Raw genomic sequence first — 19,137 nt, forward strand, 5'->3', positions numbered from 1 at the left:
CGCAGCAGGCCGACGGCGGCGGGGTCGCTGCGGGCGCGGCGCGCGGCGCCCGGGTCCCCGGCCAGCCCCCAGGCGAGGGCCACCGCGCCGGCGAGGCCGCCGGCGATCAGGGTGCGGCGCCGTCCCCGGCGGTGGCAGGCCGTCGAGGGCGTCCCGGTCACGGCCCGGGCGCGGTCTTGATCTGGTTCGCCGGGTCGGTCAGCGGGTCGGTGACGGGCGCGTCGCCGGTGGTCAGCGCGTGCTCGACGGCGAACCGGTCGAAGGCGGGGGTGACGGCCGGCGAGTGCTGGCGGCCGCCCGCCGCGTAGGAGGCGGTGCCGAGCCCGATGAACAGGGTGGCGGCGCCCACCACGAGGTAGCGGCGGCGGTGCCGGGTCAGGCCGGCGGCGCGGGCGCCGGGCCGGTTGTCGCGGGGACGGGCGGCCGGCGGCGCCGTCCGGGCGGGCCGGGCGGATGATCGCAGCGGCCGGGCGGACGCGGGGCGCATCGGCTGGGTCGTCGCGGGCGGTTCCGGCGGGACGGGGCCGGCGCCGGCCCCCATGGAGCGCAGGCGGTTCAGGAAGTCGCCGGACGGCAGGTCGTCGGCGCCGTCGGAGGCGGGCAGCGCGTTCAGCCCGCGCAGCCGCCCCTTGACCCGGCGCAGCTCGTCGGCCTCGGCCCGGCAGGCGGCGCAGCCGGCCAGGTGCGCGAGGACCCGGTCCCGCTCGGCGGGGTCCAGCTCGTCGTCGATCAGAGCGGTCAGGCGCTCGCCAAGGCAGCTCACACGGCCTCCTCACGCGGGGACGGTCCCCCGCGCCGGCCGGCCCCCGGCTGGATGCCCTTGCTACGCCTGGTCATGACGCCCCTGTTCGTTCCGTTCTCTCCGCGCGCGGCCCCGCTGCCACGCGCGCGGTCGCTACACGCCCTCCGGCTGCGGCCGGACCCCGGCCGCCGCGTCCGGCTCGGCGCCGCCGGCGGACCGCACGCTACCGGTGCCGGCGACCTCCGCTTCGGCCCGCTCCCCCGTGGCGGTGGCCTCGGCGGCCTGCCAGTCGTTGCGGGTCCCGGGCCGGCGCCGGGTCGGCGCACGGTGCTCCAGCGCGGCCCGCAGCTGCGCGCGCCCCCGGTGGATGCGGCTGCGCACGGTGCCGAGCTTGACGCCCAGGGTGGCGGAGATCTCCTCGTAGGACAGGCCCTCGATGTCGCACAGCACGACGGCCGCGCGGTACTCGGGGGCCAGCGCGTCCAGTGCCGCCTGGACGTCGGCGTCGAAGTTGGTGTCGTCGAACGCCTGCGCGGGCGTGGGCTCGCGGCCCTGCAGCCGCTCGGCGGCGTCGTCGGCGAGTCCCTCGAAGCGGATGCGCTGGCGGCGCCGCGCCATGTCGAGGAACAGGTTCGTGGTGATCCGGTGCAGCCAGCCCTCGAACGTGCCGGGCGTGTAGTTCGACAACGAGCGGAACACGCGGACGAAGACCTCCTGCGTGAGGTCCTCCGCGTCGTGCTGGTTGCCGGTCAGCCGGTAGGCGAGCCGGTACACGCGCGCGGAGTGCTCGCGGACGACCTCGTCCCAGGACGGCGGCGCCCACTCGGCCTCGGGGGCGTTCTCACGCGCGGCGTTTCCCAGCCCCTGCCTGGGGCCGACCCCCACAGCGCCTCTAAAACTCAGTGCTGCGACTCCCATGGTGCCGGGCTGTTCCTCTCTGGTGAGCCAAGACTCTTCGCCTTGGAACGGCACGGTCTCGCCTGGGCTGGGGCGGTTCTGGACCGGTTCGGTGCTCGTGGTTCCACCCACCGGACGGCGGGTGCTGACGTTCTCTGCAACGCGCTGGAACTCCGGATGGTTCCCGGTCAGCGATATGGTCTTTCCAGCATGAGCCAGGCGGGGGTCCCGCGAGGAGGCAGCCATCGACGCCATTCAGGCCACCCGGGCCTACGTGGAGGATTTCCTCCCCGAAGACGAGCCGCTGCTGGAGGCCCGGCGGCGCGGCCACGAGATCGGCGCCACCCCGATCGGCCCGGCGGGCGGCGCCGCGCTGCGCTTCCTGGCGACCCTGCTGGGCGCGCGGACGGTCGTGGAGGTCGGCTCGGGCTGCGGGGTGTCCGGCGTGTACCTGATGCGCGGGATGCCGAAGGACGCGGTGCTGACCAGCGTCGACATCGAGCCCGAGCACCAGCGGCTGGCGAAGCTCGCCTACCGCGAGGCGGGCCTGTCCGCGTTCCGCACCCGGATGATCATCGGCCCGGCGCTGGAGGTCCTGCCGCGGCTCACCGACGGCGCCTACGACCTGGTGTTCTGCGACGCGGCGAAGCACGAGTACCCCGAGTACCTGGCGGCGGCGCTGCGGCTGCTGCGGCCGGGCGGCGTCGTCGCGTTCGACAACGCGCTGTGGCACGACCGCGTCGCCGACCCGGACGCCCGCGACCCCGAGACCGAGGCGATCCGCGAGGTGCACCGGGCGATCCGCGAGGACGAGCGGCTCGTCCCGCTGCTGGTCCCGGTGGGCGACGGCCTGCTGTGCGCGGTGAAGCGCGACTGACGGTGGAGCGCCAGCGGAACGCAGGTCGCCGGTCGGGTGCCGCTGACACCCCGGAGGAGCCGGACGCGGAACGCGCCCCGGCCGAGCCCCCCGCGGCCGCGGGACCGGAGGCGCCTGCGGAGGCACCCGCTGAGGCGTCCGCGGAAGGGCCCGCAGAGGCGCCTGCGGAAGCGTCTGCTGAGGCGCCCGCTGAAGCGCCCGCGGAGGCTTCTGCGGAGGCGCCCGCTGAGGTGTTCGCGGTCCGGGACCGGGTGACGTGGCGGGCGATCTGGCGGCTCGCCGCCTTCGTGATCCTGTTCGTCGCGTCGATCGGGTTCGTCGCGGGCGGCGTCATCCGCGGCGCGGGCGTCGGCAGCGTCGCGTTCATGGTGCTCGGCATCGCCGGCTTCCTGCTGTTCGGCGCGGGCCTCGCGGTGTCGCTCGGGGGGCTGCTGGCACGCCGTCCCGTGCTGGAGCTGAACGCCTCGGGCGTGCGGCGGCCGGCGCCCTGGCCGCTGCCGCGCCGGTCCGGCCGGCTCCTGCCCTGGGACGAGGTGGCGGCGATCACGGCGCTGCGCCGCGGCGTCCCCGGCACCCGCCGCGGCGAGCAGGACTACGTGGTGTTCCTGCCCACGGCGGAGCTGGCGGAGATGGCCCGCACGTCCGACCGGCCCGTGCTGGTGGCGCTGACGATGCGGGACGTCCCGGCGACGGCGGCCGCGGTGCCGTGGTGCTTCGCGGTCGGCCCCGGCTGGGACGCGAAGCTCCCCAAGATCGTCAAGGAGGCCCGGCGCCGCCGCCGCGTCCCCGTCATCGACCGCCGCACCCGCTGACCCGCGGCGAGCCGCCGTTCTGAGCGGCTCGCGACGGCGGCACGCCGCGGGTCGGCGGAGGGTCAGGCGGTGAGGTGGTCGAGGAGGAGGCGGGTGCCGTAGCCGGTGGCGCCGCGGGTGATCTCGGCGTCGTCGGCGGTGGCGCGGCCCGGGCCGGCGATGTCGAGGTGGGCCCAGGCGCGGTCGCCGACGAATTCGCGCAGGAACAGCGCCGCCGCGATGGCGCCGCCGTTGAAGTCGCCGCGGCCCATGTTGGCGACGTCGGCGACGTCGGAGTCGATGCCCTTGCGGTAGTCCTCGACGAGCGGCAGCCGCCACAGCGGCTCGCCCGCCGCGGCCCCGGCCGCGGTGAGGGCCTCGGCGAGGGCGTCGTCGTTGCTGAACAGCGCGCCGTACCGCAGGCCCAGCGCGACCTTGGCGGCGCCGGTGAGGGTCGCGACGTCCACGACCGCGTCGGGGTCGAGCTCGGCGTCGGCGTAGGCGAGGGCGTCGGCGAGGACGAGCCGCCCCTCGGCGTCGGTGTTCAGCACCTCGGAGGTCTTGCCGCCGAAGTGGGTGATCACGTCGCCGGGACGCATCGACGACCCGGACGGCATGTTCTCCGCCGCCGCGATCAGGCCGGTGACGCGGGCGCGGACGCCGAGACCGCGCAGCGCGCTCATCACGGCGATGACCACGGCGCCGCCCGCCATGTCGGTCTTCATGGTCTTCATGCCGTCGTTCGGCTTGAGCGACAGGCCGCCGCTGTCGAACGTGATCCCCTTGCCGACGAGCACGACGTGCCGCCCGGGCGTCCCGTTGGGGGTGTAGGAGAGCTCGATCAGGCGCGGCGGGCGGACGGAGCCGGAGCCGACCGCCAGCAGGCCGCCGAACCCGCCCTCGACCAGCTCCTTCTCGTCCCGGACGCGGACGGCGAGGCCGGCGTCGCGGGCGACCTCCGCGGCGCGGGCGGCGAGCCACGACGGGTCCTTCTCGGAGGCCGGGGTGTTGGTGAGGTCGCGGGCGAGGGCGGTGGCGCGGGCCCGGGCGGTGCCGCGCTCGATCGCGGGCGCGTCGGCGCCGGGCCCGGCCTCGGTCAGCACGGCGAGGGTGCCGAGCGGGCGCTTGGGCGCGGCGGCGCCGATCCGGAACTCGTAGGAGGCGAGCAGGGCGCCCTCGACGAAGGCGGCGAGGTCGCCGGAGGGGACGCCCGCGACGAGGGCGGTGCGGCCGCGGCCGCGGCGGGCGAGGGCCGCGCCGGCCTTGCGGAGGTCGGCGGGCGCCGCCTCGCCGACGCCGTACAGCAGCAGCTCGCGGACGTCGCCGCCGACCTGGACGGGCGCGGCGATGATCTCGCCCGCCTCGCCCTTGGCGCCGTGCAGCTCCAGCAGCTCGTCCAGGGTGAACGGCAGGGCCTTCGCGACCTCGGCGTCCGGCGCGACCGGGCCGGACCGCACGGGGACCGCCACCGCCTCCGCCCCGAGGTCGACCGCGGTGCCGGTCACGGTGCCGCCGGCGCCGTGGATGCGGGTCTCGATGGGCATGGCGACGGATCCCCCCTGAGCTGAGCTTTTACCGGATGTTTCGGTGATCGGGAACGGCGACGGTCCCGGCGAGCACGCCGGGACCTTCGCCGGAGAGCCGGGAGCGGCGGAGCCGTCAGCCCACGACGCCCTTGAGGGCCTCGCCGAGTTCCTTGGCCTCGTCGGCGGAGAGCTCGACCACAAGGCGGCCGCCGCCTTCGAGCGGGACCCGCATGACGATTCCGCGCCCCTCCTTGGTCACTTCGAGCGGACCGTCTCCCGTCCGCGGCTTCATCGCCGCCATGCGTGCATCCCCTTCCTGCCTAAAGGCCCCGCTTGGGGCCGTTTGGAGCCTCCGGGCACCGTTGGCCGCGTGGCCGCCTGTCGCATCCGCGTCATCAGTAGTGGTCCATTATCTCGTCTCCTGGGCGCGAAGTGGTAACGATCAGCCTCCAGATCGGAAGACTGCAGGCGTACGGGGCACTCCGGCGCTGTTCGATCGGCACCGGACGGGCCGCCGGGAGCGAGGCGGAAGCGCGGGCCGGAGGGGCACCGGACGGTCACGCCGGGTACACGGGAGCGGGACGGCACTTGCCCGCCGCGCCCCGGTTCGTCGATGGTTGCCGGGGAAGATCTGTCCAGGACCGGGAGGGTGCCGCATGTCCGAGACCGTGCTGTACGACGTGACCGACGGTGTGGGAACAATCACACTGAACCGTCCGGACGCGATGAACTCGCTGACGGCGGAGATGAAGGGCGCGCTGCTGGAGACGGTCCGGCGCGCGGCGGCGGACGCGTCGGCCCGCGCGGTGATCCTGACCGGTGCGGGGCGGGCCTTCTGCGCGGGCCAGGACCTGCGCGAGCACGCCGACAACCTGGCGGCCGGACGGGGGCTCGACGGCACCGTCACGAAGCACTACAACCCGATCGTGCTGGAGCTCGCCGGGATGGCGAAGCCGGTCGTCGCGGCGGTGAACGGGGTCGCGGCGGGCGCGGGCGCGTCGCTGGCGTTCGCCTGCGACCTGGCGATCGCGTCGGACAGGTCCCGGTTCGCGACGGCGTTCACCGGCATCGGGCTGGCGCCCGACAGCGGCATGTCGTGGACGCTGCAGCGGCTGGTCGGCCGGGCGAAGGCGGCGGAGCTGCTGCTGCTCGGGGAGCCGCTGAAGGCGCCCGAGGCGCTGGAGCTCGGCCTGGTCAACCGGGTCGTCCCGGCGGACGAGCTGGCCCCGGCGGCGGTGGAGCTGGCGCGGCGCCTCGCGGCGGGGCCGACGGTGGCGTACGCGGCGGTGAAGCGGGCGCTCGACCACGCGGCGGCGCACGACCTTGCGTCGGCGCTGGAGCGCGAGGCCGTGCTGCAGGACGAGTGCGCGGCGACCTCCGACCACCAGAACGCGACCGAGGCGTTCCTGAAGAAGCAGCAGCCCTCCTTCGAGGGGCGTTAGGGGCTCCACGCGCGCGCGGGGTGGGGGCAGCCCCACCCCAGTTTCTGGAGCGCGCGCCAATGTGCCGGAGGGCCCGCGGCGGTTGGCTTGAGGGCATGACACAAGCATCCGCCGCGCCGCCCGCCGGGCAGGTCCGCGATCACGTCGCCGTCGCGTCCGGCCTCGTCAAGTCGTACGGGACGGGCGACGGCGCGGTGACCGCGCTGCGCGGCGTCTCGGCGGCCTTCCCGCGGGGCCAGTTCACCGCGATCATGGGGCCGTCCGGCTCGGGCAAGTCGACGTTCCTGCACTGCCTGGCCGGGCTGGACACGGTGACGTCCGGCTCGGTGCTGATCGGCGGCGTGGAGATCACCGGGCTGTCGCGGACCCGGCTGACCAGGCTGCGCCGCGACCGGCTCGGGTTCGTGTTCCAGTCGTTCAACCTGCTGCCGATGCTGACGGCGGAGGAGAACATCCGGCTGACCGGGCGGCTCGGGAACCGCCGCGCGGACCGGCGGTGGTTCGACACGATCGTCGACGCCCTCGGCCTGCGCGACCGCCTGGACCACCGGCCGAGCGAGCTGTCCGGCGGGCAGCAGCAGCGCGTCGCGGTCGCGCGGGCGCTGCTGACCCGGCCCGAGGTGCTGTTCGCCGACGAGCCGACCGGCAACCTCGACTCCCGCTCGGGCGCGGAGGTGCTGGGGTTCCTGCGCTCGGCGGTGGACTCCTACGGCCAGACCGTCGTCATGGTGACGCACGACCCGGCCGCCGCCGCGCACGCCGACCGGGTGCTGTTCCTCGCCGACGGCATGATCGTCCACGAGCTCGCCGGGCCGACCATCGACCAGGTCCACGCCGTGATGCGCCGGATGGAGGGCTGATCCCCATGTGGCTCATCGCGCGCCGCTCGTTCGCCGAGGGCTGGCTCCGGCTCGCCGCCACGATGCTCGCGGCGCTGTTCTCCATCGGCCTGATCGCCGGGTCCCTGCAGTTCACGCTCCGCGCGCAGGAGGCCGTCTCCGGCAGCGACGCGAGCGAGTACGCGCGCGCCGACGTGCTCGTCCAGGGCGGCTCGGTCGACCCCGACGACCCGTACGCGGCGCCGGACGGCCGGGTCGCCCTCGCGCGGGTCGCCGGGCGCCCCGGCGTCGCCGCCGTGGCCGGGGACGCGTCCGTCCCGGTGACCGCGAGCGGCGCCGCCCACAAGACGATCATGCCGCCGGCCGGGGCGCGGACCCTGCTGCGGCCCTGGCCGTCCACGGCCGCGCTCGACCCGTACCACCTGGAGTCCGGGCGGGCGCCCGCCGCCGACGGCGAGGTCGCCGTCACCCGGCACGCCGCCCGCGCCGGGAAGCTGCGCATCGGCGGCACGGTGACCGTGCTGACGCCGAAGCAGGCCCGCGCGATGACGGTCGTCGGGATCGTCACCGTGCAGGGGCACAGCGCCGTCGCGAGCGGCGACCTGCTGCTCGCCCCGCCCCCGACCGTGCAGCAGGCCGCCGGGCTGCCCGCCGGGACCTGGCAGTCGGTGTGGGTGAAGGCCGCGCCCGGCGTGGCGCCGGCGAAGCTCCGCGGCGACCTGGCCCGCGCGTTCGGCTCCGCCGCGACCGTCCGAACGGCGAGCGGCGTCCGGCACGCGCAGTCCGCCGACCTGCAGGGCGCCGGCGCGTCCATCGGCGGCGCCATCGGGATGCTCTCGTCCATCGCCGTGTTCGTCGGCCTGTTCGTCGTGTCCAACACCTTCGGCACCCTCGTCCGGCAGCGGACCCGGCGGCTCGCGCTGCTCGGCGCGATCGGCGCCACCCCGCGGCAGATCAAGCGGCTGATCCGGCTGGAAGCGCTCGTCCTCGGCGCCGGCGCGTCGGCGGGCGGCGTGCTGCTCGGCTACGCCGTCTCCGGCCTGCTGACCCGGCTGTTCGCGCAGGACGGCTTCGACATCACCGCCGCCGACGCGCAGTACGGGTGGATCGCGCTCGCCGTCCCCGCCGCCGTCGGGATCCTCGTCACCCAGCTCGCCGCGTGGCGGGCCGCGCGGAAGGCGGCGCGCATCTCCCCTATGCAGGCGCTCAGGGCGGCGAGCGCCGACACGACCGGCCGCCGCTGGCCCCGCCTCGCCGGCGCCTTCGCGGTCTTCGCCTGCGCGTGGATGTTCTTCGGCCCCGTCTGGGCGATCCGCGCCGAGGAGCCGCCCGGCCCGGACCGCACCGCCGGGACGTCCGTGCTGATCCTGATGGGCTGCATGACGACCGTCGCGGCCCTCGCCGTCCTCGCCCCGTTCTTCGTCGGCCCCCTCGGCGGCCTGGTCGGGCGGATCGGGATGGCCGTCAGCGGTGAGGCCGGGCGGCTCGCCCGCGCCACCATCACCCGCAGCCCGCGCCGCGTCTCGTCCGCCGCGTCGTCGCTGATGCTCGGCGTCGCGCTCGTCGGCGCGACCGCGATGGTCGTCATGTCGGCGAACGGCCGCTTCGACGAGGCCGGACGGCAGGTGATGCGGGCCGACCACGCCGTCGCCGCGACCGGGAAGACCGCGGACGGGCCGGCGCCGCTCCCCCGCGACCTCGCCGCGAAGGCCGCCGCCGTCCCGGGCGTCGCGCACGCCGCCGCCCTCACCGCGTCCGAGGTCAAGCTCGTCTCGCCGGAGCGGAAGCGCAGCGACGACGACTCCTCGCCGTACGTCGCCGTGGCCGGGGTGGACCAGGCCGCGCTGCCGTCGCTGCTCCGGCTCGGCGGGCACCTGCCGCCCCTGCCGGACGGGCGGATCGGCCTCACGTCCACGATCATGAAGGCGAACGGCCTGCACAAGGGCCAGCGGATCGTGGTCCGAGGCGCGCGGGGCCGCGTCACGCTCACCGTGGCGGGCGCCTACCACGACCCGTCCCACCTGTTCGCCGACGGCGCGCTCGTCGCCCCGTCCACCATGGACCGCCTCGACCCGGACGCCGCCGCCCAGGCGATCCTGGTCAGCGGCGGCTCCGCGGACGCGCTGTCCCGCGCGGTCGCCGGGGTCCCCGGCGTCAAGGTCATGGACAGGGACGCCTACGTGAAGCGGGCGGCGGGCTCGATGACCAAGGGCATGCGCGTCATCTACGGGTTCATCGGGATGGCGCTGCTGCTGTCGCTGTTCGGGATGGCCACCACCGTGTCGATGAGCGTCGCCGAACGGACCCGCGAGTTCGGCCTGCTCGGCGCCGTCGGCGCGACCGTGACGCAGATCCGGGCGATCGTCCGCTGGGAGGCCGCCACGGTCGTCCTGCTCGGCGGCCTCCTCGGCATCGGCACCGCGCTCGGCACCGTCGCGCTCCTGCACGTGGCGACCGGCAGCTCGTTCCTGACCGTGAACCCGCCCTGGTGGCTGTTCGTCCTCGTCGCGGCGGGCGCCGCCGCCGTCACCCTCGCCACCTCGGCCCTCCCCGCCCGCAGGGCCTCCACGATCCCCGTCCTGGAAGCCGCCAAGGCCGAGTGACCGTCAGGTGTACGCGCCTCGCCGGTGGCAGTCCTTGAGGTGGTCGTCGACGAGGCCGCAGGCCTGCATGAGGGCGTAGGCGGTGGTGGGGCCGACGAAGCGGAAACCGTTCCGCTTCAGCTCCTTGGCGAGGGCCTTGGAGCCGTCGGTATAGGCGGGGACGTCGGACATGTCGGCGTAGGCGGGGGCGTCGGGGTCGGCGTAGCGCCAGGCCGTCGCGGCGAGGCCGCCGGGCAGGTCGAGCGCGGCGCGCGCGTTCGCGATCGCCGCGTCGATCTTCGCGCGGTTGCGGACGATCGACGCGTCCGCCATCAGCCGCGCGACGTCGTCCGGCCCGAACGCGGCGACCTTCTCGGGGTCGAAGCCGCGGAACGCGGCGCGGAACCCCTCCCGCTTGCGCAGGATCGTCAGCCAGGACAGCCCCGACTGGAACGCCTCCAGGCACAGCCGTTCGTAAAGGCCCTGGTCGTCGCGGACGGGACGGCCCCATTCCTCGTCGTGGTAGGCGATGTACTCGGGGGCCGACAGCCCCCACGGGCAGCGGGCCAGCCCGTCCTCGCCTCGGATCGCGGTGCTCACCGGCCCGTTCTACCTCATGCCTCCGACAGAACGGACCCGCGTCAGGAGGAACCGGCCGCCAGCGCGGCCAGCCGCCGCAGCCCGAGGCCCAGGAATCCCTTCACGACGGGGCCGGCGACCAGCCATCCGGCGCGGCCGAGGACGCCGAGCGGCAGGTCGATGCGCTCCGCCCAGACGACGCGGCTGCCCTTCCCGTACGGGAGGACCTCGAACCAGGCCTCCCCGCGCACGACCCGCCCCGTGTGCCGGACGGCGACGCGCCGGCCGTCCCGCCAGCCGGTGATGACCATGGTGTCGAGGAAGCCGACCGGGCCGGCGCCCGTCCACGCCCGCAGCTCGGCGCCGACGTCGCGGCCGCCCTCGGCGCGGGTGAACGGCATCCACTCGGCGTGCCTCGGCCAGTCGGTGAGGACCTCGAAGAGCCGTTCCGGCGGTGCGTCGGAGTACGCCTCGGCGTGGACGGCGACCTCGCTCACGGAAGTTCCCATGGACCGTCCTTGCCCGGTTCCGGGTCGTCCTCCGCATCCTGCGGCCCGGAATCCTTCCCGAGCCGGATCTGCGGGGCGTCCTGCTCGGGGAAATGCGGGTCCTGCAGGCCGTGCAGCGCGCCGATCCGCTCCGGCTCGGGCGCCACCGCGGCGCCGCGGCGCAGGTCGTCGAGCTGCCGCTCCAGGTCCGCCACGCGGGCGTCGCGCTCGGCGAGGGCGCGCGCGAGCTCACGGAACGCCTGGTCGGCCACGGGCCCCTGGTATCCCCAGAACGCGCGGGGCAGCCGCAGCGACAGGACGGTCCGGGGCGTGACGTACCGGCCGTCGCCGAGCGGCAGCGGCGGGTGGTCGGGATGGGTCTCGGTCAGCTCGCCGCCCCGGCCCATCGCCAGGACGACGACGGAGCCCAGCACGGCCAGGCCCGCCAGGACGAAGACCACGACCAACATCTCGCTCCGATCTCCACACGACTCCGCACCCCCGATCGTGCCACGCTTGGGCGCATGGGGTTGCACGAGGAGCGCGCCGGATCGCGCGAGGGCCTGATCCTGACCGGGCCGGAGCGGGCGCCGGAGGGGACCGTGGACGCGGGCACCGCGCCCCCGGCGGCCCGGGTGCGCGAGCTGGTGGAGCGGGCCGGGCCGTCCGGCGCCGTGCTGGTGGCGCTGGAGTCGGACGCGGCGGAGCCCGATCCCGGGCTGATGGCCGCCGCGTCCGTCTACGCGTGGCTGGGCGCGAGCGTGTTCCGGGTGCCGCCGTCGCAGGCGGACGGGGTGCGCCAGGTCCTCGACATGGTCGCCTCGATCCGCGGCACCCGTCCCCCCGCGGTCGCGCGCCGGGGCCTCGCCTAGCCCGCTGGGGGCCGGCCTAGCCCGCCGGGGCCTCGCCTAGCCCGCCGGGGACCGGCCTGGCCCGGGGCGCCGACGTGCCGGTCAGGCGCGGAGCTTGTGCCAGGGGCCGGTGATCGCGAAGGTCACGCCGGGGCCCTCCTGCCGGTTGGCGAAGAGGATCTTGCCGTCCGGGGAGAACGTGACGCCGGTGAACTCGCTGCCGTTGAGGGCGTTGCGGGCCATCGCGAACGGCTTGCCGGCCTTGGTGGTGCCGACGAGGTGCTGGTCGCCGTCGCCGTCCTCGGCCAGCATCACGCCGCCGCCGTACGGGGAGACGGTGATGTTGTCCGGCCCGTCGAACTTGCCGCCCGGCTTGAACACCAGCTGCAGCTCGATCTCGTTGGTGCGCGGGTCGTAGGTCCAGACCTGCCCGGCGTGGTCGGCGGCGCCGCCGTCGGCCTTGTGCGAGTAGGAGCAGACGAAGTACGCCTTGCCGTGGCCCCACCAGGCGCCTTCGAGCTTCTGGCTCCGGGTGATGGTGTCGAACTGCATGCGGGTCGACTCCGTCTTCGCGGACGGGTCCGGCACGGCCACCCAGCGGCAGTGCAGCTTGGTGCCCGGCTCCTGGACGACCGACAGGTCCGGGACGCCCCGGACGTTCATCGCTTCGAGCCGTCCGCCCTGGAGGTAGGCGTGGTAGTCGCCGCGGTGTGCGCGCGGGCGGAACCGGTAGAGCAGGCCGAACGGGCCGTGCGCGTCCTCGGTGAGGTAGGCGGTGAGGGTGTCGGGGTCGACGGCGACGGCCTCGTGGGCGAACCGGCCGAGCCCGGTCAGCGGGACCGGCTTGGTCCGCTGCCCGTGCGGGTCGACCTCGAAGACCCAGCCGTGGCTCTTGGTCTGCCCGGTGAAGCCCTCGGTCTCCTCGCAGGTCAGCCAGGTGCCCCACGGGGTGCGCCCGCCGGCGCAGTTGGTGGACGTCCCGGCGAGGCTGACGTACTGCGACAGCAGGTCGCCGTCCTTGTCGACCTCCAGCGTCGTGGTGCCGCCGTTGGCCGCCGGGTCGTAGGTGAGGGCGGCGGGCGCGACGGCGCGGGTGCCGTTGTTGCTCTGCTCGTGGTTGCGGACGAGCCGCGTCCGGCCGGGCTTGCTGCCCGGGAAGGTGGCGGTGCCGTCGTGGTGGCCGGGGACGACGACGCCGTCGGAGATCGGGTCGCCCTCCGTCGACAGGGTCTTGTAGGAGAAGCCCTCGGGCAGGTCGAGGACGCCCTTGGGGTCGGGGATCAGCGGGCCGTAGCCGTAGGCCTCGCCGGTATCGGCGCCCGCGGAGGTCTGGAAGACGGAGTCGAGGCTTCCGGCAAGGGCGATGGACAGCGCGCCGGCGGCGCCGCCCTTCATGACACCGCGACGGGTCACGGACATGGTGCGGTCTCCTTCAACGTGAGGGGATCACGCAGGAGCGTCGCGGCCGGTGCTGAACCGGGGGTGAACGATCACCTGCCGGGCGGCAAACCCCCAGGACAATCTTGGTCTTTTCCGGCGCCGGGCGGGCCGGCCGCGCCGGAAAGCGTCCCCCACACGGGCGTGGGGGACGCGCGTCGGGCGGTCAGAGCTCGGCCTCGGCGTAGTCCTCGAAGCTCATCCCGATCTTCGGCTGGGACCGTTCCAGCAGGTCGAACGCCTCGGACACGGACGCCGTCCAGCCGATCGCGTCCCAGATCTTCGGACGGGCGAACCCCTGCTCGGTGAGGCCCTTCATCAGCTCGCGGAGCGGCTCGTACACGCCGGTCGGGTCGAGGATCACCACGGCCTTGTCGTGCATGCCGAGCGTCCGGGCGGTCCAGATCTCGAACAGCTCCTCCAGGGTGCCGATGCCGCCGGGCAGCACGAGGAAGGCGTCGCTGCGCCTGTCCATCTCGCCCTTGCGGGTGCGCATGTCGGGCGTGACGACCAGCTCGTCGCTGTCCTCGTCGGACAGCTCGACGTCCGCCAGCCCCTCCGGGATCACCCCGACGGTGCGGGCGCCGCCGGCCCGGGCGGCGCGGGCGACGGCGCCCATGCAGGACACCCGGCCGCCGCCGCTGACCAGGCTGTGCCCGCGCCTGGCCAGCTCGTCCCCGACCTCGGCGGCGAGGTCGACGTACCGTCGGTCGATCTTGGCGCTGGAGGAGCAGAACACGCAGACGGCAAGGGGCATGGCGCACGCCTTTCGGTCGGGGACGGAGGCGCTGCCCACTCTACGGAGGCGGGCTACTCGGCGAGGTCGTCGCGCAGGCGCGGCGCGAGGGCGACCACGATGATCATCAGGACGAGGAAGACCACCATCACCGCGTGCAGCCCGGCCGCGTGGTTGAGCGCCCCGATGATCGGCGGCCCGGCCAGGAACCCGACGTAGCCGATGGTGGACGCGGCGGCGATCGCGGGCCCGGGCGATCCGGGCGTCCGGCGCGCCAGGTGGCTGTAGGTGACCGGGACGACGGCGGCGAGGCCGAGCCCGATCAGCGCGTACCCGGTGAGGCTCGTCCAGGTGAACGGGAGGGCGAGCGCGAGGACGGCGCCGGACGCGGCGAGCGCCGCGCAGCCGAACAGGTAGCGGTGCGAGCCGGTGCCGGCGCGGATCCGGTCGGCGACGAGCCGCCCGGTGACCATCCCGGCGGAGAACACCGCGAACCCGGCGGCGGCGAGCCAGGTCGGCGCGCCGGCGACGTCCCGCAGGTAGATCGACCCCCAGTCGTTCACGGTGCCCTCCCCCATCAGGGCGCAGAAGGCGACGAGGCCGGGCGTCCACACGCCGCGGCCGGGGCGGACGAGCCCGAGCCCGGGTCTGCCCGCGCCGGGCGGGTCGGGCGGCAGGAACGCGGTCGCGGTGGTGCACAGCGCGGTCAGCAGCACGGCGATCAGCAGGAAGTGCGTCTCCGGGCTCATCCCGGCGTGCACGGCCGCCCCGCCGGCGGCCGCGCCGGTGACGCCGCCGAGGCTGAACCTGGCGTGGAAGCCGCCCATGAGCGGGCGGGCGCTGAGCCGCTCGGCCAGCGCGCCCTGGGTGTTCATGGCGACGTCCACGCAGCTGTTGGTGATGGCGAAGAAGGTGAGCGCGCCGGTGAGGCACAGCAGCTGCGGCGCGAGCCCGACGAGCGGCAGGGCGCCGAGGTAGATGCCGGCCCCGGCGAGGATCCGCCGGCTGCCGATCCGGGCGACGAGCAGCCCGGCCAGCGGCAGCCCGGCTAAGGCGCCGGCCGCCAGCCCGGTGAGCGCCACGGACAGGCCGCCCGGGGTGAGGTCCAGCGAATCCCGGACGTCGGGCACCCGCGAGGCCCAGGAGGCGAAGGCGGCTCCGTTGGCGAAGAAGATCGCGCCGACGCCGGCGCGGGCGGCGCGGTCGCGCGCGACGGGCGGCGGGACCGGGGGGCCGGCTCCGGCGTCGTCGGTGCCCGCGCGGGGCCCGCCTCGTGTCCTGCTTCTGGGCATGCTCGACTCCCCTGGGGTGTGGATGCGGTGCTCCGCCCGTGGGGCCGCCGGGCGCGGCGGCGCGCGGGCTCGAACCGAGGGCCCGCGCGATCGGCGTTCCGGCTGGGGCCGGGCACGCTCGCGCGGGCCATCGGGAGCGACTGTCTTGGAACGTTCCTACGCCGGTCGGGCGCATGCCGGGCGGGCCGGCTCCGGCGCGGGCGCCGGCGGCTACGCCGGCGGGGCGGCGCTCACGCCCGGACGGCCGGCTCGCGGCTGAACGCGACCGTCACGCTGGGCAGCTCCGGGAACGGGCCGAGGTGCTCGGCGAGCGACTTCAGCCCCGCCGCGAGCGTGATCTTCGGCTCGTACCCGATGCCGCGCAGCTTGGAGATGTCGGCCACCAGCCGGAAGCTGTCGGCCAGCTCCGACTCGTCCGGCTTCAGCCGGGACGGCTTGCCGGTGGCGACCGCGACGGCGTCGGCGAGGCCCCGCATGGAGACCTCGCGCCCGCTGCCCATGTTGTAGATCTCTCCCGGCACCCCGTTCTCGGCCATCGTGATCAGGGCCGAGCACACGTCCGAGACGTGCACGAAGTCGCGGGTCTTGCGGTCGATGTCGCCGACGACGGGGATCGGCAGCTCGTTCAGCTGCCAGCGCAGGAACTGCGACACCTCCCCGCCGGCGGTGCGCGGGTCCTCGCCGGGCCCGTACACGACGAACGACCGGGCGATCATCACCTGCAGCCCGAGGGCGTCGTGCAGGCTGCGCAGCGTCAGCTCGCCGGACAGCTTGGACGCCCCGTACGGCAGGAACGGCGCGATCGGGTGCTCCTCGGTCATCGGGAACGTCTGCGGCGTGCCGTAGACGATCGCCGAGGACATGTACACCAGCCGCCGGACGCCCTGGTCGACGCAGGCGTTGCCGACGTTGCAGGTGCCGAGGCCGTTGATCTGGAAGTCGAACCTCGGCCGCTCGACCGACAGCGTGCCGCTGGCGTTGCCGGCCAGGTGGTAGACGGTGTCGACGCCGCGCAGCGCGAGCAGCGTCTCGCCGTAGTCGCGCAGGTCCGCGCGCCGGTGCTGGACGCCCGGGAGGGCGGCCAGCTCCGGCGCGGGCGTGGCCAGGTCGACGATGGCGACCTGGTGGCCGTCGTCGACGAGCCGGGCCACGAGGTTGCTCCCGACGAAGCCGGAACCGCCGGTGACGGCGACCAGCTTGTTCTGGGGGCGGGAACCGTTCGGTGTCTTGCCCATGGTGAGGCTCCAGACGTCATGTGCACCCTGCCGGGCGCACGAGGGGGTTCGGGGTTGCGGACGCGCGGGGCCGGGTCAGCGGCCCCCGCCGAGTTCGGCGACGCCGCGGCGCACCGCGGCGATCATGTGCTCCACCTGCGCGTCGGTGAGGTGGTCGTAGATGGGCAGCTGGATCTGGTGCTCGAAGTAGGTCTTCTCGGCGACCGGGCACTCCCCGTAGCGGTGTCCGAGCGCCCGGAACTCCGGGAGCAGGTGGATCGGGAAGTACCGGATGACGATCTCGATCCCCTCCTTTTCCTGCAGATGGCGGATGAAGTCGTCCTTCGGGGCGCCGACGACCTCGGGGTCGTAGAAGCACGTGTAGAGGTGGTAGACGTGGTGGGCGTAGGGCTTCTCGGACTGGACGCCGATGCCGCGGATCCCGTTGAGCCCGTCGTCGAGCCGGTGCGCGATCTCCCGCCGGCGCCCGTTGAGCCGGTCGATCTTGCCGAGCTGGACGATGCCGAGCGCGGCGGACAGCTCGCTCATCCGGAAGTTGTTGCCGACGAGGTAGCGCCCGCCGGCGTAGTCGTGGGTGTACGACCTGAGCACGTGCGCGTCCTTGTAGTACGCGGGCTGCGCGTGCGGGCCGATGCGCTGGTCGTCGCGCTCGACCATCTCGCCGTAGTTGTGGATGGTGCCGAGCGCGCGCGCCATCTCGGCGTAGCGGTCGTGGCGGGTGACGAACGCGCCGCCCTCGCCGGTGGTCATGTTCTTCAGCGAGTGGAAGCTGAAGCAGCCGATGTCGCCGATGGTGCCGAGGGCGCGGCCCTTGTAGGTGGCGCCGGCGGCGTGCGCGCAGTCCTCGACGACGGTGAGGCCGTGCCGCTGCGCGATCTCCATGACCGGGTCCATGTCGACGGCCTGGCCGCCGAAGTGCACCACCCAGATCGACTTGGTCCTCTCGGTGACGAGCGGCTCGATCGTCGTCGGGTCGATGTTGAGCGTGTCGGGGTCGACGTCGGCGAACTTGACGACGACGCCGCGCGCCTGCAGCGGCCAGGTCGTCACCCAGAACGTCTGCGGGGTGGTGATCACCTCGTCGCCCGGCTGGAGCTCGAGCACCTGGGCCGCGAGGAACAGCGCGGTGGTGCACGAGCTGGTCGCCTGGGCGTGCGGCGAGCCGAGCCGCTCGGCGAGGAGCCGCTCGAACTCCTTGCCGCGCGGGCCCATCGCGAGCGTGTCCTGCCGCAGCGCCTCGCCGACGGCCTTGATCTCCTCCTCGCCCAGCCGGTTCGAGATGCCGCTGTAAGGCACCACGTACGTCATGGCACTTCTCCCTTGGTCGGTGATCGACATTGCCCTGTGATCGACATTGCTCTGTGCTCGTCATTGGTCTGACCGGCGCGCGGCCTCCCATGCGGGACCGCGCGCGGTCCGCGCCAATGCGTCGCCGGAGCCCGGCGACCCGCGGAACACGGCGGCATCGACCGGCGAAGGTAAATCTCGTTTGAAGGTATGACGGGGCGCGGCCTACCGAGAAAGCCCATCGGTGCGGCCCGTGCTCCGATGTTAAATGAGTTCAGATCCCGAGCGGTATCGACGTCAGGGAAGAAGATGGTAACCCACCGACGGCGGTCGCCGCCAAAACAGTGCGTTAGGTAAAGCCTTGATATTGCATTCGACGGTCCAAGGGAAATATCACCCGATGTCGCGCGGGATCGGAGCAAGAGGGAAAAGGCCGGGCGAGCGGCGCACGGCATGGCCCCACCGCGCGCGGGTACGGTGACGGCGACGGCGGTGCGCACCGGCGCCCGCCGCGGCGCGCACCGGGATCCTCGCGCGGCCGCCCGGGCCGCGTCAGTGCCGGTGAGAGCCATGATCACGACAACATGCGGATGGTGGCGAGGTGGCGGGACGGATGTGGAGGGCACCCCGGTGACCGGCGCATCCGGCCGGCGGACGGCCCTGGTGACCGGCGCGTCACGCGGACTGGGCGGCGCGATCTCGGCCGCGCTGGCCCGCGACGGCGCCCGCGTCGCGATCAATTACCGGCGCGACGAAGCCGCCGCCGCGGCGCTGCGCACGCGAATAACCGAGGCCGGCGGGCGCGCCGAACTGTTCCGCGCCGACATCACCGACGAGGCCGCGGTGGACGAATTGTACGACCGCGTCACGGCCGAGTTCGGAAGTCTCGACATTCTGGTGCTGAACGCCACCGGACCGCAGCCGGACCTGCCCGTCGAGGAACTGCGCTGGCGCGATGTCCTCGATCAACTCGAATTCTTCGTCAAGAGCCCGCTGCTGCTCGTCCGCAAGGCCGTGCCGGGCATGCGCGAGCGCGGGTTCGGCCGCATCGTGCAGATCGGGTCGGACGTCGTCGCGCTCGGCCCGGCGCGCTCCAGCGCCTACGTCGCCGCCAAGTCGGCCCAGCTCGGCCTCACCCGCAGCTGGGCGCGCGAGCTCGGCCCGCACGGCATCACCGTCAACACCGTCGCGCCGGGCTGGATCCCGACCGACCGGCACGACTCCATCGGCCCGGACGCCCGCGACGCGTACACCGCGAGCGTCCCGCTCGGCCACTTCGGCGCGCCCGCCGACATCGGCGAGGCCGTCGCGTTCCTCGCCTCCGACCGCGCCGCGTTCATCACCGGCCAGAACCTCACCGTCAACGGCGGGATGGTGTTCGTCTAGCGGTCCGCCGGCGGGCCGCTAGCTGTACTCGGCCGTGAGGTTGGTGACACGCCGGGTTGGTGGTTGATCAAAGCGAAGACCTCCGAGTGCGGTGGAGATAGCCGTCTTCACCCGTCTCGGAGGTCTTCATGGGCCACGCTAATGCACGGT

The 19,137-nt window shown here is 74.4% G+C and carries 18 protein-coding genes and 1 pseudogene; 7 read left to right on the top strand and 12 right to left on the bottom strand.

Annotated features, from left to right (window positions below; all coding sequences use genetic code 11):
* Positions 1–157: 157 nt before the first annotated feature.
* Together F9B16_RS38440 and sigE are read right to left on the bottom strand one after the other, a co-directional pair.
* On the bottom strand, positions 158–763 hold the full coding sequence (locus F9B16_RS38440; RefSeq protein WP_151545159.1) for an anti-sigma factor family protein: 606 nt from the start codon (positions 761–763) through the stop codon (positions 158–160).
* Between the two features lie 291 nt (positions 764–1,054).
* Positions 1,055–1,660: pseudogene (gene sigE / locus F9B16_RS38445) on the bottom strand (RNA polymerase sigma factor SigE); the annotation flags it as partial.
* A 253-nt stretch (positions 1,661–1,913) separates the two neighbouring features.
* Between sigE and F9B16_RS38450 the strand changes: the two are divergent.
* Together F9B16_RS38450 and F9B16_RS38455 are read left to right on the top strand one after the other, a co-directional pair.
* Positions 1,914–2,516 carry an O-methyltransferase gene (locus F9B16_RS38450; protein ID WP_151545160.1) on the top strand — a complete coding sequence of 201 codons (603 nt, stop codon included), beginning with the start codon at positions 1,914–1,916 and terminating at the stop codon, positions 2,514–2,516.
* A gap of 230 nt (positions 2,517–2,746) precedes the next feature.
* A complete protein-coding gene (locus tag F9B16_RS38455; protein ID WP_151545161.1) occupies positions 2,747–3,328 on the top strand; it encodes a hypothetical protein in 582 nt (193 codons plus the stop codon).
* Between the two features lie 62 nt (positions 3,329–3,390).
* Here the strand turns inward: F9B16_RS38455 and F9B16_RS38460 are convergent, their stop codons facing one another.
* Positions 3,391–4,851, bottom strand: coding sequence for a leucyl aminopeptidase (locus tag F9B16_RS38460; RefSeq protein ID WP_151545162.1), 1,461 nt, complete (start codon positions 4,849–4,851; stop codon positions 3,391–3,393).
* A 115-nt stretch (positions 4,852–4,966) separates the two neighbouring features.
* On the bottom strand, positions 4,967–5,134 hold the full coding sequence (locus F9B16_RS38465) for a DUF3117 domain-containing protein (RefSeq protein ID WP_083946426.1): 168 nt from the start codon (positions 5,132–5,134) through the stop codon (positions 4,967–4,969).
* A 355-nt stretch (positions 5,135–5,489) separates the two neighbouring features.
* Between F9B16_RS38465 and F9B16_RS38470 the strand changes: the two genes are divergently transcribed.
* The 3 genes from F9B16_RS38470 (at position 5,490) to F9B16_RS38480 (ending at position 9,717) form a co-directional block, all read left to right on the top strand.
* A complete protein-coding gene (locus F9B16_RS38470; RefSeq protein WP_151545163.1) occupies positions 5,490–6,275 on the top strand; it encodes an enoyl-CoA hydratase-related protein in 786 nt (261 codons plus the stop codon).
* 95 nt (positions 6,276–6,370) lie between these two features.
* Positions 6,371–7,135, top strand: a complete 765-nt coding sequence (locus F9B16_RS38475) for an ABC transporter ATP-binding protein (RefSeq protein ID WP_151545164.1) — start codon at positions 6,371–6,373, stop codon at positions 7,133–7,135.
* Between the two features lie 5 nt (positions 7,136–7,140).
* Positions 7,141–9,717, top strand: coding sequence for an FtsX-like permease family protein (locus F9B16_RS38480; protein WP_151545165.1), 2,577 nt, complete (start codon positions 7,141–7,143; stop codon positions 9,715–9,717).
* Between the two features lie 3 nt (positions 9,718–9,720).
* Here F9B16_RS38480 and F9B16_RS38485 read toward each other — a convergent pair whose 3' ends face one another.
* The 3 genes from F9B16_RS38485 to F9B16_RS38495 are packed head-to-tail and all read right to left on the bottom strand — an operon-like array spanning position 9,721 to position 11,233.
* The gene (locus tag F9B16_RS38485; RefSeq protein ID WP_151545166.1) at positions 9,721–10,296 is read right to left on the bottom strand and encodes a DNA-3-methyladenine glycosylase I; all 576 of its coding nucleotides are present in this window, start codon (positions 10,294–10,296) and stop codon (positions 9,721–9,723) included.
* A 41-nt stretch (positions 10,297–10,337) separates the two neighbouring features.
* Entirely contained in the window at positions 10,338–10,784 is a 447-nt protein-coding gene (locus F9B16_RS38490) for an SRPBCC family protein (protein WP_225992318.1), read from the bottom strand.
* Positions 10,769–11,233: a hypothetical protein gene (locus F9B16_RS38495; RefSeq protein WP_151545167.1), complete on the bottom strand. Its 465-nt coding sequence runs from the start codon at positions 11,231–11,233 to the stop codon at positions 10,769–10,771. Before F9B16_RS38495 ends, F9B16_RS38490 begins: the two co-directional genes overlap by 16 nt.
* Positions 11,234–11,287: 54 nt before the next feature.
* Here F9B16_RS38495 and F9B16_RS38500 point away from each other — a divergent pair, with 54 nt between their 5' ends.
* Positions 11,288–11,635, top strand: coding sequence for a hypothetical protein (locus F9B16_RS38500; RefSeq protein ID WP_225992319.1), 348 nt, complete (start codon positions 11,288–11,290; stop codon positions 11,633–11,635).
* Between the two features lie 81 nt (positions 11,636–11,716).
* Here the strand turns inward: F9B16_RS38500 and F9B16_RS38505 are convergent, their stop codons facing one another.
* The 5 genes from F9B16_RS38505 to F9B16_RS38525 all read right to left on the bottom strand — a co-directional run bounded on the left by F9B16_RS38505 (position 11,717) and on the right by F9B16_RS38525 (position 17,622).
* A complete protein-coding gene (locus F9B16_RS38505) occupies positions 11,717–13,033 on the bottom strand; it encodes an alkaline phosphatase PhoX (RefSeq protein ID WP_151545168.1) in 1,317 nt (438 codons plus the stop codon).
* Between the two features lie 184 nt (positions 13,034–13,217).
* Positions 13,218–13,808: an LOG family protein gene (locus F9B16_RS38510; RefSeq protein ID WP_151545169.1), complete on the bottom strand. Its 591-nt coding sequence runs from the start codon at positions 13,806–13,808 to the stop codon at positions 13,218–13,220.
* A 53-nt stretch (positions 13,809–13,861) separates the two neighbouring features.
* Positions 13,862–15,079, bottom strand: a complete 1,218-nt coding sequence (locus F9B16_RS38515; RefSeq protein WP_151545170.1) for an MFS transporter — start codon at positions 15,077–15,079, stop codon at positions 13,862–13,864.
* Between the two features lie 230 nt (positions 15,080–15,309).
* On the bottom strand, positions 15,310–16,314 hold the full coding sequence (locus tag F9B16_RS38520; protein WP_151545171.1) for an NAD-dependent epimerase/dehydratase family protein: 1,005 nt from the start codon (positions 16,312–16,314) through the stop codon (positions 15,310–15,312).
* Between the two features lie 75 nt (positions 16,315–16,389).
* The gene (locus F9B16_RS38525) at positions 16,390–17,622 is read right to left on the bottom strand and encodes a DegT/DnrJ/EryC1/StrS family aminotransferase (protein WP_192809198.1); all 1,233 of its coding nucleotides are present in this window, start codon (positions 17,620–17,622) and stop codon (positions 16,390–16,392) included.
* A 609-nt stretch (positions 17,623–18,231) separates the two neighbouring features.
* Here F9B16_RS38525 and F9B16_RS38530 point away from each other — a divergent pair.
* The gene (locus F9B16_RS38530) at positions 18,232–18,987 is read left to right on the top strand and encodes an SDR family NAD(P)-dependent oxidoreductase (protein WP_225992320.1); all 756 of its coding nucleotides are present in this window, start codon (positions 18,232–18,234) and stop codon (positions 18,985–18,987) included.
* Positions 18,988–19,137 lie beyond the last annotated feature (150 nt).

The organism is Actinomadura montaniterrae (assembly GCF_008923365.1).
In the GTDB taxonomy this organism is placed as follows: Bacteria; Actinomycetota; Actinomycetes; order Streptosporangiales; family Streptosporangiaceae; genus Spirillospora; species Spirillospora montaniterrae.

Bases quoted from the DNA above. Each gene is read 5' to 3' on its own strand.
- F9B16_RS38470 (WP_151545163.1), top strand. From the start codon at position 5,490: ATGTCCGAGACCGTGCTGTACGACGTGACCGACGGTGTGGGAACAATC.
- F9B16_RS38475 (WP_151545164.1), top strand. From the start codon at position 6,371: ATGACACAAGCATCCGCCGCGCCGCCCGCCGGGCAGGTCCGCGATCAC.
- F9B16_RS38505 (WP_151545168.1), bottom strand. From the start codon at position 13,033: ATGTCCGTGACCCGTCGCGGTGTCATGAAGGGCGGCGCCGCCGGCGCG.
- F9B16_RS38480 (WP_151545165.1), top strand. From the start codon at position 7,141: ATGTGGCTCATCGCGCGCCGCTCGTTCGCCGAGGGCTGGCTCCGGCTC.
- F9B16_RS38515 (WP_151545170.1), bottom strand. From the start codon at position 15,079: ATGCCCAGAAGCAGGACACGAGGCGGGCCCCGCGCGGGCACCGACGAC.
- F9B16_RS38460 (WP_151545162.1), bottom strand. From the start codon at position 4,851: ATGCCCATCGAGACCCGCATCCACGGCGCCGGCGGCACCGTGACCGGC.
- F9B16_RS38520 (WP_151545171.1), bottom strand. From the start codon at position 16,314: ATGGGCAAGACACCGAACGGTTCCCGCCCCCAGAACAAGCTGGTCGCC.
- F9B16_RS38490 (WP_225992318.1), bottom strand. From the start codon at position 10,784: ATGGGAACTTCCGTGAGCGAGGTCGCCGTCCACGCCGAGGCGTACTCC.
- F9B16_RS38465 (WP_083946426.1), bottom strand. From the start codon at position 5,134: ATGGCGGCGATGAAGCCGCGGACGGGAGACGGTCCGCTCGAAGTGACC.
- F9B16_RS38525 (WP_192809198.1), bottom strand. From the start codon at position 17,622: ATGACGTACGTGGTGCCTTACAGCGGCATCTCGAACCGGCTGGGCGAG.
- F9B16_RS38510 (WP_151545169.1), bottom strand. From the start codon at position 13,808: ATGCCCCTTGCCGTCTGCGTGTTCTGCTCCTCCAGCGCCAAGATCGAC.
- F9B16_RS38500 (WP_225992319.1), top strand. From the start codon at position 11,288: ATGGGGTTGCACGAGGAGCGCGCCGGATCGCGCGAGGGCCTGATCCTG.
- F9B16_RS38495 (WP_151545167.1), bottom strand. From the start codon at position 11,233: ATGTTGGTCGTGGTCTTCGTCCTGGCGGGCCTGGCCGTGCTGGGCTCC.